General features: G+C 71.5%; 13 protein-coding genes, 2 pseudogenes and 1 riboswitch. Of the genes and pseudogenes, 9 read left to right on the forward strand and 6 right to left on the reverse strand.

The features are described from left to right. Positions 1-61: 61 nt before the first annotated feature. Positions 62-1,018: an ABC transporter substrate-binding protein gene (locus HUT19_RS24000; protein ID WP_176187227.1), complete on the forward strand. Its 957-nt coding sequence runs from the start codon at positions 62-64 to the stop codon at positions 1,016-1,018. A gap of 259 nt (positions 1,019-1,277) precedes the next feature. Here HUT19_RS24000 and HUT19_RS24005 read toward each other — a convergent pair whose 3' ends face one another. Both HUT19_RS24005 and HUT19_RS24010 read right to left on the reverse strand, forming a co-directional pair. Then, complete coding sequence (locus HUT19_RS24005) at positions 1,278-1,985, reverse strand: isocitrate lyase/phosphoenolpyruvate mutase family protein (RefSeq protein ID WP_176182438.1); 708 nt, start codon at positions 1,983-1,985, stop codon at positions 1,278-1,280. A gap of 4 nt (positions 1,986-1,989) precedes the next feature. Next, the gene (locus HUT19_RS24010) at positions 1,990-2,451 is read right to left on the reverse strand and encodes a carboxymuconolactone decarboxylase family protein (protein ID WP_176182439.1); all 462 of its coding nucleotides are present in this window, start codon (positions 2,449-2,451) and stop codon (positions 1,990-1,992) included. A 47-nt stretch (positions 2,452-2,498) separates the two neighbouring features. Between HUT19_RS24010 and HUT19_RS24015 the strand changes: the two genes are divergently transcribed. Together HUT19_RS24015 and HUT19_RS24020 are read left to right on the forward strand one after the other, a co-directional pair. Beyond that, on the forward strand, positions 2,499-3,893 hold the full coding sequence (locus tag HUT19_RS24015; protein ID WP_176182440.1) for a PLP-dependent aminotransferase family protein: 1,395 nt from the start codon (positions 2,499-2,501) through the stop codon (positions 3,891-3,893). Positions 3,894-3,994: 101 nt separating this feature from the next. Further along, positions 3,995-4,513 (forward strand): annotated as a pseudogene (locus HUT19_RS24020) (glutathionylspermidine synthase family protein); the annotation flags it as partial. Positions 4,514-4,530: 17 nt separating this feature from the next. Here HUT19_RS24020 and rocD read toward each other — a convergent pair. Next, on the reverse strand, positions 4,531-5,757 hold the full coding sequence (gene rocD, locus HUT19_RS24025) for an ornithine--oxo-acid transaminase (protein WP_176182441.1): 1,227 nt from the start codon (positions 5,755-5,757) through the stop codon (positions 4,531-4,533). A 117-nt stretch (positions 5,758-5,874) separates the two neighbouring features. Beyond that, a riboswitch (ZMP/ZTP riboswitch) is annotated at positions 5,875-5,972 on the forward strand. A 42-nt stretch (positions 5,973-6,014) separates the two neighbouring features. Here rocD and glyA point away from each other — a divergent pair. Beyond that, complete coding sequence (glyA, locus tag HUT19_RS24030; RefSeq protein ID WP_176182442.1) at positions 6,015-7,286, forward strand: serine hydroxymethyltransferase; 1,272 nt, start codon at positions 6,015-6,017, stop codon at positions 7,284-7,286. A gap of 464 nt (positions 7,287-7,750) precedes the next feature. On the opposite strand, the pseudogene HUT19_RS24035 reads toward glyA, so the two are convergent. After that, a pseudogene (locus HUT19_RS24035) lies at positions 7,751-8,335 on the reverse strand (RNA polymerase sigma factor); the annotation flags it as partial. Positions 8,336-8,381: 46 nt separating this feature from the next. Between HUT19_RS24035 and trpS the strand changes: the two are divergent. From trpS to HUT19_RS24050, 3 genes are all read left to right on the forward strand, one after another. After that, positions 8,382-9,395, forward strand: a complete 1,014-nt coding sequence (trpS, locus tag HUT19_RS24040; protein ID WP_176182443.1) for a tryptophan--tRNA ligase — start codon at positions 8,382-8,384, stop codon at positions 9,393-9,395. Between the two features lie 277 nt (positions 9,396-9,672). After that, positions 9,673-10,272, forward strand: coding sequence for a 2'-5' RNA ligase family protein (locus HUT19_RS24045; protein ID WP_176182444.1), 600 nt, complete (start codon positions 9,673-9,675; stop codon positions 10,270-10,272). Positions 10,273-10,540: 268 nt separating this feature from the next. Next, the gene (locus tag HUT19_RS24050; protein WP_176182445.1) at positions 10,541-11,512 is read left to right on the forward strand and encodes a YihY/virulence factor BrkB family protein; all 972 of its coding nucleotides are present in this window, start codon (positions 10,541-10,543) and stop codon (positions 11,510-11,512) included. 41 nt (positions 11,513-11,553) lie between these two features. On the opposite strand, the gene HUT19_RS24055 is transcribed toward HUT19_RS24050, so the two are convergent. Then, positions 11,554-13,023 carry a D-alanyl-D-alanine carboxypeptidase gene (locus tag HUT19_RS24055; RefSeq protein WP_176182446.1) on the reverse strand — a complete coding sequence of 490 codons (1,470 nt, stop codon included), beginning with the start codon at positions 13,021-13,023 and terminating at the stop codon, positions 11,554-11,556. On the opposite strand from HUT19_RS24055, the gene HUT19_RS24060 reads away from it, so the two are divergent. Together HUT19_RS24060 and HUT19_RS24065 are read left to right on the forward strand one after the other, a co-directional pair. Then, positions 12,962-13,213 (forward strand): SCO4848 family membrane protein, encoded by a 252-nt coding sequence (locus HUT19_RS24060; protein ID WP_176182447.1) that lies wholly within the window; start codon positions 12,962-12,964, stop codon positions 13,211-13,213. The genes HUT19_RS24055 and HUT19_RS24060 overlap by 62 nt on opposite strands. 96 nt (positions 13,214-13,309) lie before the next feature. Next, complete coding sequence (locus HUT19_RS24065; protein WP_254886214.1) at positions 13,310-15,235, forward strand: metallophosphoesterase; 1,926 nt, start codon at positions 13,310-13,312, stop codon at positions 15,233-15,235. Here the strand turns inward: HUT19_RS24065 and HUT19_RS24070 are convergent. Continuing rightward, on the reverse strand, positions 15,139-16,554 hold the full coding sequence (locus tag HUT19_RS24070) for a VanZ family protein (protein ID WP_176182449.1): 1,416 nt from the start codon (positions 16,552-16,554) through the stop codon (positions 15,139-15,141). The genes HUT19_RS24065 and HUT19_RS24070 overlap by 97 nt on opposite strands. Positions 16,555-16,587: the final 33 nt, after the last annotated feature.

Genomic DNA, 16,587 nt, shown 5'->3' on the forward strand with positions numbered 1-16,587 from the left:
TACGGCCGATGCCATCACCCCCCGTGCCACATCCCCGAAGAAAAGGAACATATTCGCCATGATGAACAGCAAGCGGGTTCGCAGAACTCTCGTTGCCACCACCGGAGCCGTCGGCCTGGTCGCGCTGACCGCGTGCGGTGCGGCCGACACGGGCAAGAAGGACGACGTGGGCGGCGACAAGACCGTGACGCTGACGGTTCCGTCCTGGGTCGGCGCGGAGGCGAACGTGTCCGTGGCCAAGTACATCCTGGAGAAGGAGCTCGGCTACAAGGTCCATACCAAGCAGATGGGCGAGGTTCTGGCCTGGGACGCGCTGAGCAAGGGAGACATCGACGGAATCCTTGAGGACTGGGGCCACCCCAAGCAGGAGAAGCAGTACCTCAAGGGCCAGAAGACCGTGGTGAAGGGCGGCGACCTCGGCGTCACCGGCCACATCGGGTGGTACGTGCCGAAATACTTCGCGGACAAGCACCCCGACGTCACCGACTGGAAGAACCTCAACAAGTACGCGAAGGACTTCAAGACTTCCGAAAGCGGGAGCAAGGGCCAGCTGCTCGAGGGTTCGCCTGACTACGTCACCAATGACGACGCCCTCATCAAGAACCTGAAGCTGAACCTGAAGACGGTCTACGCGGGCAATGAGTCCTCGCAGATCACCCAGATCAAGCAGAACGTGAAGAACAAGACGCCGTTCCTCACCTACTGGTGGACGCCGCAGTGGCTGAACAACCAGGTGGACATGGTCGAGGTGAAGCTGCCGGAGTACAAGACGGGGTGTGACGCGGACCCGAAGAAGATCACCTGCGCGTACCCCAAGACTCCGCTCCAGAAGTACTTCAACGCCGACTTCGCCAAGAACGGCGGCAAGGCGGCGAAGTTCCTGAAGAACTTCAAGTGGACCACCGAGCAGCAGAACGAGGTCGCGGGAATGATCGCCGGGGACAAGATGTCCGCGGACGCGGCCGCGAAGAAGTGGGTCGAGGAGAACAAGTCGGTCTGGAAGAAGTGGCTGCCGTAATGCTGTCGCTGTGACCCTTTGACACTGTGCGCCCCGCCGATGTGTGTCGGTGGGGCGCCGGTGTGTGTGGGTGCGGGTCCGGGGCCTCCGGGGCGGGGTCCTGGACCGTCTCTTCAGGCGCCGGTGCCCGGAGAAGCGGGATGGGCCGGAGATGGGCGCCACACATACGCCCCTGGCCTTCGGCATGGGGGACCCCGAGTGTCCAGGACCCCGCCCCTGCGCCCCCGGCCCCTCCCGTCGCGTCGGCGCCTCTCCGTACTCAGCGCTTGAGGGCTTCGGCTATGTGTCGGGTGTGGGCCATCGTCTCGCGGAAGAGGCGGGGCCCGAAGGTGACCCGGGTGGCGCCGAGTCGGCCCAGCTCCTGCGGGGAGGGGCCGTCCGGGCGGAACGCCGACGCGTTGAGCGGGGTGTTGACGGCGGCGGACAACCGCGGCAGCAGCTCCGGTGGCGCCATGATCGGGTAGACGCAGTCCGCGCCTGCCTCGACGTAGAGCCGAGCGCGGGTGATGGCGTCGTCGATGTCCTGTCCGCCGCGTACGAAGGTGTCGACGCGGGCGTTGATGAACAGCGTCGGGCCCGCTTCGGCGCGTACCGCTGCCAGACGGTCGGCCTGGCGAGCCGGTTCGAGGAGTTGGCGGGCGTCGGAGTCCTCCAGGTTGCAGCCCACGGCGCCCGTATCCAGGAGGCGTTCGACCAATTCGCGTGGGGCCAGGCCGTAGCCGCTCTCGACGTCCGCCGACACCGGGATGTCCACGGCGCGGACGATACGGGCCACCGCGGCGAACATCTCGTGCGGTGGGGTGTGGCCGTCGTCGTACCCCAGCGAAGCCGAGACCCCCGCGCTGGGCGTCGCCAGGGCGGGAAAACCCGCGTCGGCGAAGAGACGGGCCGACGCGGCGTCCCACGGGCCCGGGAGGATCAGGGGCGCGTCGGTGGTCGCGTGGTGGTGCAGTGCGCGGAAATCCATGGGCTTACTGTGGCTTGTAGGCGCCGGGGGCCAGCCGGGTGGTCACACCGATGCGGTTCCATGCGTTGATGGTGAGGATCAGCGCGATCAGCTGGGCCAGCTCCTGGTCCTCGAAGTGCGCGGCGGCGTGGTCGTAGACCTCGTCCGGGACGAAGCCGTCGGTCAGGACGGTGACCGCCTCGGTCAGGGCGAGCGCCGCCCGTTCCTTGGCGGTGTAGATGTCCCCGGCGTCTTCCCAGGCGTTGAGCAGATAGATGCGTTTCTCGGACTCGCCCGCGGCGCGGGCGTCCTTGCTGTGCATATCGATGCAGAACGCGCAGTGGTTGATCTGCGAGGCGCGGATCTTGACCAGTTCGGTCAGCTCCGGGTCCAGTCCCTTCCTGGCGGCCGCGTCGAGCTGCACCATGGCCTTGTAGACCTCGGGCGCCGACTGGGCGAAGCGGATCCTGCTCTTGTGCGTCGTCATGTCCTTCACGCTAGAACTCCAGTAGCCCAGGGGTATGGTCCACTTCCATGGAGGATTCCTGGGCCAATTCGGTGGGGGCGGATCTGCATCTGGATCTGCCGAGGGGTGCGGGGGTGCGGGCGGCGCTGATTTGCTCGCTGCGCGATGCCGTACGCGAGGGGCGGCTCGCGCCCGGCACCCGGCTGCCCTCCTCCCGCTCGCTCGCCGTGGACCTCGGTATCGCCCGCAATACGGTGGCCGACGCGTACGGGGAGCTGGTGGCCGAGGGCTGGCTCACCGCACGCCAGGGCTCGGGCACCCGGGTGGCCCGGCGGGTGGTGACGCCGGCGCCCGCTCCGCCGCGGACGCCCCAGGGCGCCGCCCGGCCCCTGTTCGATCTGACGCCCGGTTCGCCCGATGTCGCGTCCTTCCCCCGGTCGGCCTGGCTCTCCGCGGCCCGGCGGGCGCTGACCGCCGCCCCGAACGAGGCGTTCGGCTATGGGCAGCCGCGTGGTCGGCCGGAGCTGCGCCGGGTGCTGGCCGACTATCTGGCGCGTGCTCGCGGGGTGCGGGCCGCGCCCGAACGGATCGTGGTCTGCGCGGGGTTCACCCAGGGGCTCGCGGTGCTCAGCCGGGCGCTGCGGCAGGCCGGGCACCGGGAGGTGGCCGTCGAGTCGTACGGGCTGGACATCCACTGGAACGTGATGGGCCGGGCCGGGCTGGACACCGTGCCGCTGCCGGTGGACGGCCGCGGTGCCCAGGTGGCGGAGCTGGGCGGGGTGCGGGCCGTGCTGCTGACCCCGGCGCACCAGTTCCCCACCGGGGTCTCGCTGGACCCCGACCGGCGGGCCGAGGTGGTGGACTGGGCCGCGCGGACCGGTGGACTGGTGCTGGAGGACGACTACGACGGGGAGTTCCGCTACGACCGCCAGCCGGTCGGGGCGCTCCAGGGGCTCGACCCGGAACGGGTGGTCTATCTGGGGACGGCGAGCAAGAGTCTGGCGCCCGCGCTGCGGATCGCCTGGATGGTGGTGCCGGACCATCTCATGGACGCGCTGCTGGCGCTGAAGGGGGCGGGGGAGTGGCAGTCGGGTGTGCTGGATCAGCTGACGCTCGCGGAGTTCATCGACTCCGGTGCCTACGACCGCCATGTGCGCGGGATGCGGCTGCGCTACCGGCGCCGCCGAGACCAGTTGGTGGCCGCGCTGGCCGAGCGGGCCCCGGGGGTGCGGGTCACCGGGATCGCGGCGGGGCTGCACGCGGTGCTCGACCTGCCGCCGGGCACCGAGCGGTCGGTCGTCCAGGGTGCGGCCTGGCAGGGGCTGGCTCTGCAAGGGCTGGCCCGCTTCCGGCATCCGGAGTCGGGCCCGGAGCGACGGGACGCGCTGGTGTTCGCCTACGGGACGCCGCCTGACCATGCCTTTTCGGGCGCGGTCGAGGCACTGTGCCGCGTACTGCCGTGAGCGACCCCGGCGTACGGATGTGCGATCACGCGGCACTAGGGTGAGCGGTCCACACACGGGGGAGGCAATTCGATGGAGCGCAGAACTCCACGCCGGCATGGCGCTTCGTGGACCGCGAACTCGGCTTCATCCGCGCCTGTTTCAAGCTCTCCCCCTGGGAGTGGCCGGCCACCGACCGCTTCGGTCCGCATGTGCTGGACACGCTCGACAACGGCGGCGGCACCGGATCCACCCTGTGGATCGAACCCGCCTGGAAGATGCTGCTGTCCAACAAGGCGCTGCTCGCCGTGGTCTGGGAGCTCTACCCCGGTCATCCGCATCTGCTTCCCGCCCATCTCGACGGCCCCCGGGAACTGGCCCGGACCACCGGTTACGTGGCCAAGCCGCTGCTCGGCCGGGAGGGCGCGGGGGTCACCGTGCACCGGCCGGGCGATGATCCCGCGGTCCGCGGCGAGCCGCGCTGCTACCAGGAACTGGCGCCACTGCCCGACTTCGACGGCAACCGGGTGGTGCTCGGGGCGTGGGTGGTGGAGGACGAGTCGGCGGGGCTCGGTATCCGGGAGTCGGCGGGGCTGATCACCGATGAGTACGCCCGCTTTCCGCCGCATGTGATCCTCTGAGCTGTCGCCGTGTCCTCTCACGGCGACAGCACCGCCGTGAGCTGCTCCAGACCCCAGAGCAGATCCTCCTCGCCGATCACCAGCGGCGGGGCGATCCGGACCGTGGCGCCACGGGTGTCCTTGACCAGCACCCCGCGGTCCATCAGCCGCTCGGCGATCTGCCGCCCGGTGCCCAGGTCCACGGGAATGTCCACCCCCGCCCACAGGCCTCGGCCGCGCACCTCGTCCACCCGCCCCGCCTCCCGCAGCAGCCGCAGCTCATGATGGAGCCGCTCGCCCAGCTCCGCCGACCGCCGCTGGAACTCCCCGGTCCGCAGCAGGGCGATCACCTCCAGGGCGACCGCGCAGGCCAGCGGATTGCCGCCGAAGGTCGAACCGTGCTCCCCGGGCCGGTGGACCCCGAGCACCTCGGCGGAGGACACCACCGCCGACACCGGGACCACCCCGCCGCCGAGCGCCTTGCCCAGCACATAGACATCCGGGACCACCCCCTCCTGATCACAGGCGAAGGTCGCGCCGGTGCGCCCCAGCCCGGACTGGATCTCGTCCGCGATGAACAGCACCTTCCGTGACCGGGTCAGCTCACGGACGCCGGCCAGATAGCCGGGCGGCGGCACCAGCACCCCGGCCTCGCCCTGAATGGGCTCCAGCAGCACGGCCACGGTGTCCGCAGCGGCCTCGTCGAGCGCGGTCTCCATCGCCGTGAGATCGCCGTACGGGACGATCACAAAGCCGGGGGTGTAGGGGCCGTGGTCGGCACGGGCCTCCGGATCGGTGGAGAAGCTGATGAGGGTGGTCGTCCGGCCGTGGAAGTTGTTCTCCGCGACGATGATCCTGGCCCGGCCCTCCTGGACGCCCTTGATCCGGTAGCCCCACTTCCGGGCGGTCTTGACCGCCGTCTCGACCGCCTCCGCCCCGGTGTTCATCGGCAGCACCATTTCCATACCGCACAGCGCGGCCAGCTCCGTGCAGAAGGCCCCGAAGCGGTCGTGGTGGAAGGCGCGCGAGGTCAGCGTGACCCGCTCCAGCTGGGCCTTGGCGGCCTCGATCAGCCGGTGGTTGCCGTGCCCGAAGTTGAGCGCGGAGTATCCGGCGAGAAGATCGAGATAGCGGCGGCCCTCGACATCGGTCATCCAGGCGCCCTCCGCGGACGCGATCACAACCGGCAGCGGGTGGTAGTTGTGCGCGCTGTGGGCCTCGGCGGCGGCCAGGGCGTGCTGTGAGCGGGAATCCGGGGTGGACAACGCGTACTCCCTTCGGTGCCGGGCCTGCCGGACGCTGTCTCGTCCGCTGATGTTCCTCGGGATGGCGGGTGGGCACGGTGGGCTGTCCGCGAGGGAGCCGCTGCCTACTAGAGTGGGGGTGCGCACCGTGACTGGCGAGCCGAGCGTGGAACCGACCACGAGGAAGCGGTGCGCGGCCCCAGCGCCACGAGGTGCCGCCCGCCTGGGCACCGAAGGGATCACGACCGGATCACCACCGATCGCCCCGGAGGAATGCCATGAGCCTGCCCCTTTCCCATCCCGCCCTGTCGGCGTCCGACCCCGAACTCGCCGCCCTCGTCGGCGCCGAGGAACTGCTCCAGTCCGAGACCCTGCGGCTGATCCCCAGCGAGAACTATGTCTCCGGGGCCGTCCTCGAAGCCTCGGGGACGGTGCTCCAGAACAAGTACAGCGAGGGCTACCCGGGCCGCCGCTACTACGAGGGCCAGCAGGTCATCGACCAGGTCGAGACCCTGGCGGTCAACCGGGCCAAGGCCGTCTTCGGCGCCGACCACGCCAATGTCCAGCCCTACTCCGGCTCACCCGCCAACCTCGCCGTCTATCTCGCCTTCGCCGAGCCCGGCGACACCGTGATGGGGATGTCCCTGCCGATGGGCGGCCATCTCACCCATGGCTGGGGCGTCTCCGCCACCGGCTCCTGGTTCCGCGGTGTCCAGTACGGGGTGCGCCAGGACACCGGCATGATCGACTTCGATGAGGTCCGCGACCTGGCCCGCAAGGAGCGGCCCAAGCTGATCTTCTGCGGTGGCACCGCCGTGCCCCGCACGATCGACTTCGCCGCCTTCGCGGAGATCGCCCGCGAGGTGGACGCGGTGCTGGTGGCCGATATCGCGCATATCGCCGGACTGGTCGCGGGCGGGGCCCACCCCTCCCCGGTGCCGCATGTCGACGTCGTCTCCACCACCACCCACAAGACCCTGCGCGGCCCGCGCGGCGCGATGCTGATGGCCCGCGAGGCCCACGCCAAGGCCATCGACAAGGCCGTCTTCCCCGGGCTCCAGGGCGGCCCGCACAACCAGACCACCGCCGCCATCGCCGTGGCCCTCCACGAGGCCGCCCAGCCCGCCTTCCGGGACTACGCCCACGCCGTGGTCGCCAACGCCAAGGCCCTGGCCGAAGCGCTGCTCGCCCGTGGCTTCGACCTGGTCTCCGGCGGCACCGACAACCATCTGATCCTGATGGACCTCACCCCCAAGGAGGTGCCGGGCAAGGTCGCGGCCAAGGCGCTGGACGAGGCCGGGATCGTGGTGAACTACAACACCGTGCCCTTCGACCCGCGCAAGCCCTTCGACCCGTCCGGCATTCGTATCGGCACCCCCTCCCTGACCTCGCGCGGGCTGGGCACCGAGCACATGCCCACCGTGGCCGAATGGATCGACCGCGGGGTGACCGCCGCGAAGAGCGGTGACCCGGCCGGAATCGCCAAGATCAGGAACGAGGTCGCCGAGCTGATGGCGGCCTACCCGGCTCCGGGTCTGCCGACCGGCTGACGGCGTCCGCGGAGCCGCTCACGGAGCTCACAGAGCTCACAGAGCTCACAGAGCTCACAGAGGTGACAGAGCGGAGAGTGCTGACGGTGCCCTGCCCGGCCGACAGGCCGGGTATGGCCCGCCACCACTGCTCCTCCCGGATCCGGCCGCGGTCCGGCGGCACCGGCACCGGCAGGCCCACGATCCGGGCCATCACCCGCTCCACCACCGTCTCGCCCTCATCCGGCCCGCCCCGGGGCGACACGCCCGGTGGTCCGTCCAGGGCGCGCCCCAGCGCCCGCAGCTCCTCCGGCAGCCCGGCCGGGCCGCCGCCCGGCCCCGCCTCCCGCATTCCGGCCATATGCTCCGCCTCCCCGCGCGGCCCGTGCACTTCGCATGCCCCGCGCACTGTGTACCTCGCGTACGTCACGCACCTCGCGCACCTCTCGGTCCCTTCCCCCGGGCCGCTCCGCCTCGTCCCGGCCGAGCAGCAGCTCCAGCCGTCTCAGCGCACGGCTCAGCCGGGACTTCACCGTGCCCCGCGGCCAGCCGAGCGCCTCCGCGGTCTCCGCCTCGTCCAGATCCAGCAGATAGCGGTAGATCACCACCCGCCGCTGCGGGGCGCTCAGCTGGTCCAGGGCGGCCATCAGCCGTGCCCGCCGCTCGCCCGCCATCGCCACCGCGGCCGGATCAGCCGATTCCGGTATGGCCGTCGTGGCCCCGCCCAGCGTCCCTTCCCGGTCGACCGCCGCCCGCCGCCGCCGCGCCGAACGGAGCGCATTGCTGGTCTCCCGCGCCACGATGCGCAGCAGCCACGGCCGGAACGCCGCCCCGCCGCGGAAGCTCCCCAGCGCGAGATACGCCTTCACAAAGGCGTCCTGCACCACGTCCTCGGCGTCGGCACCGGCCCCGAGCAGCACCGCCGTGCGGTGCGCCATCGGTGCGTACGCCCGCATCAGCTCCGCGTACGCCTCGGTCTCCCCGGCGCGCACCCGCGCGATGATCCCCGCTTCGTCCCGCGCGACGAGGTCCCCCTCCCGCGCCCTCTGTGTCGTCCTCACACCTTTCATACACCGGCGGACGGAGTCGGGTTCCACACCTGAGAGAATGGGTGCCATGGCCCTCGATCGTCCCCGTGCGCTCTCCGGTATCCAGCCCACCGCAGGCTCCTTCCACCTCGGGAACTACCTCGGTGCGATCCGGCAGTACGTCGCGCTCCAGGAGACCCACGACGCGTTCTACACCGTGGTCGACCTGCACGCGATCACCGTCCCGCAGGATCCGGCCGAGCTGCGCGCCAACTCGCGCCTCGCCGCCGCCCAGCTGCTCGCCTCCGGTCTCGACCCGGACCGCTGCACCCTCTTCGTCCAGAGCCATGTGCCCGAGCACGCGCAGCTCGGATGGGTGATGAACTGTCTCACCGGCTTCGGCGAGGCGTCGCGGATGACGCAGTTCAAGGACAAGTCGGCCAAGCAGGGCGCCGACCGGGCGACCGTCGGCCTGTTCACCTACCCGATCCTCCAGGTCGCGGACATCCTGCTCTACCAGGCCAACCACGTCCCCGTCGGTGAGGACCAGCGCCAGCACATCGAGCTCACCCGCGACCTCGCCGACCGGTTCAACGGCCGCTTCGGCGAGACCTTCACCGTCCCGGCCCCGTACATCGTCAAGGAGACCGGGAAGATCTACGATCTCCAGGACCCGACGATCAAGATGAGCAAGTCGGCGTCCACCCCCAAGGGCATCGTCAACCTCCTCGACGAGCCCAAGGTCTCGGCGAAGAAGATCAAGAGCGCGGTCACCGACCTCGAGACCGAGATCCGCTTCGACGAGGAGAAGAAGCCCGGCGTCAGCAATCTGCTGACCATCTACTCCACCCTGACCGGCGCCGCCGTCCCGGAGTTGGAGCGCCGGTACGAGGGCAAGGGCTACGGCGCGCTCAAGACCGATCTGGCCGAGGTCCTGGTCGAGTGGGTCACACCGTTCCGCGAGCGGACACAGGAATACCTGGCGGACCCCGGGACGTTGGACAAGATCCTCGCCAAGGGGGCGGACAAGGCCCGGGCCGTCGCCGCCGAGACGCTGGCACTCGCCTACGAGCGGGTGGGCTTCCTGCCCGCCAGGCACTGACGGCCGGGCACCGGGGGTCAGTGCCTGGCCGAGGACCGGCCGACCGCCGGCCGCGCACCGGCCGCGCGGAAGGTGAATGCGCGGCGGGTGAACGCGCGGCGGGTGAGCGCCCGTAGACAGCAGTACACCCGGGTCCGGGCCCCCGACCAGAGGGGGCCTGGGACCCGTGTGGTGAAGGACCGAGGCACCTAGCCGTGAAGGCGGCACAGCCGCCACACTGACACCGGTGCAGCGGCATCGAGCCCAGCAGCCCGGGAGGGCCAGGAGGGAGAACGCAGTGGGGACCGTAACGCTCGGCGTTTCGATCGCGGTCCCGGAGCCGTACGGCAGCTTCCTCCAGGGGCGGCGCGCGGGCTTCGGGGACCCAGCCGCCCATGGCATCCCCACCCATGTCACCCTGCTGCCGCCGACCGAGGTGGACGCCTCGGCACTGCCGGCCATCGAGGACCATCTGGCCCGGGTGGCCGCCGAGGGGCGGCCGTTTCCGATGCGGCTGGAGGGGACCGGCACCTTCCGGCCGCTCTCGCCGGTCGTCTTCGTCAAGATCGTGGAGGGCGTGGAGGAGTGCGCCGCGCTCCAGGAGCGGATCCGGGCGGCGTCCGGACCGTGCGCCCGTGAGCTCCAGTTCCCGTACCACCCGCATGTCACGGTCGCCCACGGCATCGACGAGGAGGCCATGGACCGGGCGTTCGCGGAGCTGAAGGACTACGAGGCGGCTTGGACGATCACCGGCTTCGCCCTCTACGAGCAGGGCGCCGACGGGGTGTGGCGGCTGGAGCGCGAGTACCCCTTCAGGGCGGGTGAGCCGCGGGAGGGCGGTACGCCCGTGGTGCCCCGTCAGGCCGATCTCTCCCGCCCGGCCCCGACCTCGCGCTAGCCGGTTGCCCGCGTCCGCGCGCCCCCGGCTCGACACCACGTCAGCACATCAGCACGTCAGCACATGTACACGTTCACCGGAACGAGTGATGGACGGTGTGTTGGGTGGCTGTGTGCCGACTGACGCCCCGTCGGCGGCCAGAGTCATGACCGGATGGAGCCCCGCACCGCGCTAGGGGTGCGCGTTCCGGGGAACCCGGACTCTGGCCTTCCGCGCAGCTCAGCGTGCGCCGAGGAGGAGGAACCGCGCAGAAGGGTAGTTGCTGATCATGGAATGGTTGACCCGGCTGCCAGTTGTCGGCCCCGCGATCGCCCGGCTGATGCACACCCACGCCTGGCGCTCCTACGAGCGGCTGGACCGCGTCCACTGGACCCGGCTCGCCGCCGCGATCACCTTCATCAGCTTCCTCGCGTTCTTCCCGCTCGTCGCGGTCGGGGCGGCGATCGGCGCCGCGACGCTCAGCGAGTCCCAGATGCACCAGTTCCAGAAGAAGCTGGCCCAGCAGATCCCCGGCATCTCCGGTCAGCTCGACCTGGGCGGTCTGGTCGACAACGCGGGCACGATCGGGGTCGTCGCGGGCGCCCTGCTGCTGTTCACCGGTATCGGCTGGGTGAGCTCGCTGCGCGAGTGCCTGCGCGCCGTCTGGGAGCTGGAGGAGGACCCCGGTAATCCGGTGGCCCGCAAGCTCAAGGACGCGGTCGTCCTGGTCGGCCTCGGCGGCGTCGCCCTGGTCTCGTTCGCCGTCTCGACGCTCGCGGGCACCGCGGTCGGCCGGGTCGCCCAACTGCTCGGCATCCCCGAGGACGGCATCGGCGGCTGGCTGCTGCGGATCGCCGCCTTCGTCGTCGCCGTCGTCGCCGACTTCCTGCTGCTGTGCTACGTACTGACCTGGCTGCCCGGGGTCGAGCCGTCGCGCCGTCGCGTCGTTGTTGCCGCGCTCATCGGCGCGATCGGCTTCGAACTGCTCAAGCTGCTGCTGAGCAGCTATCTGCGGGACGTGGCGGCCAAAAGCATGTACGGCGCGTTCGGCGTGCCCATCGCGCTGCTGCTGTGGATCAACTTCACCGCCAAACTGACGCTGTACTGCGCGTCCTGGACCGCCACCGGGTCGGCCGAGGAGAGCGCCGAGGACGCCGAGGAGGGCGGGACGGGCGGGACAGGTGGCTCCGGTCAGTCCGGTGGGGCCGACGCGCCCAAGCCGAAGTCCGCGCCCGCCGGTCCCGCCAATCCTCTGGACTAGGCCCCGTCCGCCGTACCGGGGCCGAGGCCGGCGGACCGGACTCAGCCGCGGCCGCGCCGCCGCACCAGCTCCGGCAGCGGCCAGCGGCGGTGCACCGCGTAGGCCACCCCGGCCAGCAGCGCGAGCGTGCCGCCCGTGATGCCGATCGCCGTCCACTTGCCGCCCGAACCGCCGTCACCCGGTGAGACCGACGCCTGGGTGTGCTCGTCCGAGCCGTTCCCGTGCGCGGACGTCCGGTTCTGGTTGGCGCCCGCCGCGCCCGGCCGGACGAGGGTGCCCACCGGATTCACCGAGTCGGACGCCTTGAAGCCCCAGTCGAAGAGCCTGGCGGTCTCCTTGTAGACCTCACTGGGCGCGGAAATCTGCGGGTTCATCACGGTGACCAGCAGCACCCGCTTGCCGCGCTGGGCGACCCCGGTGAACGTGGAGCCCGCGTTCGTCGTGTAGCCGTTCTTGACCCCGGCGATGCCCTTGTAGGTCGGGATGCCGAAGCCGGTCAGCAGCCGGTTGGTGTTCTGGATCTCGAAGCTCTCGCGGGTCTTCTTGCCGTCCTTGCCCTTCTTGAACTTCCCGGGGAACTTGGCGTTCGCCGTCGAGGCGTACTCCCGGAAGTCCGCCTTCTGGAGCCCGGAGCGGGCGAAGAGCGTGAGGTCGTACGCGCTGCTGACCTGGCCCTTCTCGTCGTAGCCGTCCGGGGTGACGACATGGGTGTCGCGGGCGTTCAGCCGGTGGGCGTGCGCCTGCATCTCCTGCACGGTCTTCGGTTTGCCGCCGTTCATCGCGGACAGCACGTGCACCGCGTCGTTGCCGGAGCGCAGGAACACCCCGAGCCAGAGGTCGTGCACGGTGTAGGTGTAGTTCTCCTGAACCCCGACCAGGCTGCTGCCCGCGCCCATCCCCGCCAAGTCCGACGGCAGCACCTTGTGGGTCTGGTCCTTGGGCAGCTTGGGCAGCACGGTGTCGGCGAACAGCATCTTCAGAGTGCTCGCGGGCGGCAGCTGCCAGTGGGCGTTGTGCGAGGCCAGCACATCGCCCGACTCGGCGTCGGCCACCAGCCAGGACCGCCCACTGAGCTCCTTCGGCAGCCGAGGCGCGCCCGCCTTCGGGTCCACCTGGGTGCCGGGGCGGCCGAGCCGCTTTCCGCCGATCGTGGACATCTGGGCCGGGGGCTTCACGGTGTCGGGGCCATCGGCGGGCCCGGATTCGTCGTCGGCGAAGGCCGGGGTGGCGGGCAGCAGGCTGGACAGCAGGAGGACGGCGGCGGCGGTCAGCGGCGCCGCACGGCGGCGTGCGGCAGCCCTGGGGCGCGCGGGGGCAGTGGAGGCATATGAACATGTCAGCACGTTGGCGAACGTACCTGCCGTGGCTGTGGTCGGCGACAGGACCGCCGTCGTCCGGGCGTCAGACCCCCGCGTGGAGGTATCGGGAGTTGCGCCCATACTGGAGACCATGAAGCTCAGCCGCCCCGTGTCCTGGTTCCTGCTCGCCTTCGGGGTCTGGAGCTGGGTCATCTGGTTCACCTTTGTCAAAAACCTGTGGAAGGACAGCAGCGGACTCGCCTTCGACGACTCCGGCGATCCCACCGCGTACTTTTGGGTGCATCTGCTGCTCGCGATCACCTCGTTTCTCTTGGGGACGGCAATCGGCGTGATCGGGTTGCGTGGTCTGCGCGCTCTGCGCAGGAAGGACACCTCCGAGTAGTCGTTCCGGGCGGACAAAGCGGAAAAAGGGGAGAAACCGGGGATGGTCGTGCTCTTCGTCCTGATCGCACTGGCCGTCGTCGGACTGCTGGCCGGGGTGCACTGGTATCTGTGGCGGCGGCTGGTCCGCGATACGACGGCGCCCGGCGGGCTCGCCCGCCGGGCGGGCACGGTGGCGGCGTTCGTCCTGCCGCTGACCACGGTCGGGGCGCTGGTCGCGGGGCGCGCCGGAGCGCCCTTCGCGCTCCAGCGCACGCTGGCCTGGCCCGGCTATCTGTGGCTTGCGCTGGTCCTGTACCTGACCCTCGCCCTCCTGGTGGGCGAGGGTCTGCGCCCGCTCCTCGTGCGGATTGCGCCGTCCGGCGGGGGCGAGGGGGAGGGGCCGGAGGCACCCGACGGCACGGCTACGGACGCGGGTCCGGCGGCCAACGGGCCGGGCGGGCCCGGAGGCCCCGGCACGTCGGGCGCCTCGGCCGCCCCGGACGTTTCCGGGGCCCCCGGCAGCCCCGGGGCCCCCGGCCGCCCGGCGGCGTCGGGAGCCCCGGTGGCGCCTGGCGCAGCCGATGACGCTGGCGCGTCGGGAAGGCTCGGTGGTCCGGTCGGGTGCGGCGTTTCCGCCGTCCCGGACGGGTCGGTTGCCTCCGGCGCCCTCAACGCTTCGGGTGGACCGGGGGCGTCGGTTGCGCCGGGCCTTCCGGAGGGTTCCGGTGGATCCGGATCTTCCGGTGGCTCCGTTGACGCTGGCGCGTCGGGAAGGCTCGGTGGTCCGGTCGGGTGCGGCGTTACCGCCGTCCCGGACGGGTCGGTTGCCTCCGGCGCCCTCAACGCTCCGGGTGGCCCGGGGGCGTCGGTTGCGCCGGGCCTTCCGGAGGGTTCCGGTGGACCCGGAGGTCCTGGCACATCCGGTGTCTCCGGTCCGGGGGAGGTGCCCGGTGCGCCCGCAGCTTCGGGTGGCTCCGCAGCTGCTGACGCACCCGGAGCGCGCGGTGCTCCGGTCGGGCGCGGCGCCTCCGCCGTACCGGACGGGCCCGGCACCCCTGGCACCCCCGCCGTTCCGGGCACGCCCGACGCCCCGGCAGCCCTGGGAACGTCCGGCGCGCCCGGTCTCCCCGAGAGCTCCGACGCCGTCGATGCCCCGGGCGGACCGGGGGCGTCCGGGGCTCCGGCGGGCCCCGGGGTCACGCAAACGTCCGCTTCCGCTTCGCGGCGGCTGTTTGTCGCGCGGGCGATTGCGGCCGGGGCCACCGCGGTGGCGGCGGGGACCGTGGGGTATGGGATGGCGACCGTGTTGCGGGGGCCGCGCGTCAAGCGGGTCACCGTGCCGCTGGCCAAGCTGCCGCGCCGGGCGCACGGATTCCGGATCGCCGTCGTCAGCGATATCCACCTCGGGCCGATCCTGGGCCGCGCCCACACCCGGCGGGTCGTCGACACGATCAACCGCACCAACCCCGACCTCATCGCCGTCGTCGGCGACCTCGTGGACGGCAGTGTGGCCGATCTGGGGCCTGCCGCCGAGCCGTTGCGGGGGCTGCGAGCCCGTCACGGCTCGTTCTTCGTCACCGGGAACCACGAGTACTTCTCCGGTGCCCGCCCATGGGTCGATCACGTACGTGAGCTGGGGCTGCGCCCGCTGGAGAACGAGCGGACCGAACTGCCCGGCTTCGATCTCGCCGGAGTGAACGACGTGGCGGGCGAGGACGAGGGCCAGGGGCCGGACTTCGACAGGGCGCTCGGCGACCGCGACCGGTCGCGGGCCTCGGTGCTGCTGGCACATCAGCCCGTGGTGATCCACGACGCGGTGGACCACGGTGTGGACCTCCAGCTCTCCGGCCATACGCACGGCGGGCAGATGTGGCCCGGCAATCTCGTCGCGGCGCTCGCCAACCCGACCGTCGCCGGGCTCGAGCGCTACGGCGACACCCAGCTCTACGTGACCCGTGGCGCCGGGGCCTGGGGGCCGCCGGTACGGGTCGGGGCCCCGCCGGACGTCACGGTCGTGGAACTGGCGTCGCTTCGCGCCTGACGGACCGGGTGGGGCGACGGCGCACCGGCCGCGCCCGCCGCGGGGCGGGATGACGGTACCCCGGTCGCGTCTGCCGTGAGACGGGACGACCGTGTCCCGGCCGTGCCCACCGCCCCCACCGCGCGCGTATGCGGCAGCGCCGTGGTGCGGACGCCGGACACCCGCTCGTGCGGGGCCAGTCCCGCCGGGTGCCGCAGGGTGCGCAGGCCGTAGCGCAGGGCCAGGAAGAACGCGGCCAGGGCGATCAGGACCTCGCTCGGGGCGATGGCGACGGCCGCCAGGGTCACCGCCTCGGTGCCGACCGACTGGTGGACGGCGCCCAGCAGGTCGGTCAGCTGGGTCGGACCGGGCAGTGAGGACGCGGCCATCAGCACCGCCGAGGCCACCGCCATCCCCGCCAGCAGCGGCAGCGCCGCCGTCCCGAGGAGGGCCGCGCGGACGGCCAGCGCTCCGGGGGTGAGCGGGCCGCCGTCGGCGGCTTCCAGCCGCAGCAGCAACAGCCGCTTCCCCGGTGTCGCGCCCGTCCTCAGCGGGAGGACGACGAACCACAGCACGAACACCCCGGCCGGCACCCACGGTTCGCCGCCCGGATCCCCGTACGCGAGCATCTCGCCCGCCACGCCCGACACCACCAGGAACCCGGCCAGATCGACGATCAGCGCCACCAGCCGCCGCCCGAACGGCACCGGGCGTATCGCCAGCGCCCGGCCGTCCAGCGTCTCCAGGGCGGGCAGTACGCGGGTGAGCGGCCCGGCCAGCAGCCAACCGGCCGCCGCGCCCGCCGTGTTGGTGAGCAGGTCGTCCACGTCGAAGAGCCGGTACGGGCAGTCGTAGAGCCCCCACACCCCGGACCACTGGGTCAGCTCGAAGAAGAGCGAGGACGCCAGGCCGACGGCGACGGTGGCCCGCGGTCCGCAGCGGACGTGGTAGCGCAGGAAGACGCCGAGCGGCACCAGGAGCAGCAGATTGAGCAGGGCTCCGGCGACGGCGGGGTTCTGGAGGACCAGCGCCCCGGGCGTGACCTTGTGGTGGGCCTCCTTCCAGATGTCGGCGACGGTGTTGCCCGGCGTCCACTGGGGCCGGGCGAACGCGCTGAACCGGGTGCACATGTCCGCCGTCCGGCGCGGCAGCGGAACGACCGTCAGGCAGACGGCGGTCAGCGCGTAGTAGAGGAAGGCGTACAGCGACAGCGTCCGGCCCTGTGACATGACGCCGTGGCGCCGGTAGAGGACAACGGCGGTCGGCAGCAGTAACACCAGGGCGAGCAGCGGGAAGACGGCGGCCGCTGTCTTGATCGGCATGAGGTGTGCGTGAGGCATGCGCGGCACTATACGCGAGGTGTATACACGGAA

It is taken from the genome of Streptomyces sp. NA02950, assembly GCF_013364155.1.
Classification (GTDB): Bacteria; Actinomycetota; Actinomycetes; order Streptomycetales; family Streptomycetaceae; genus Streptomyces.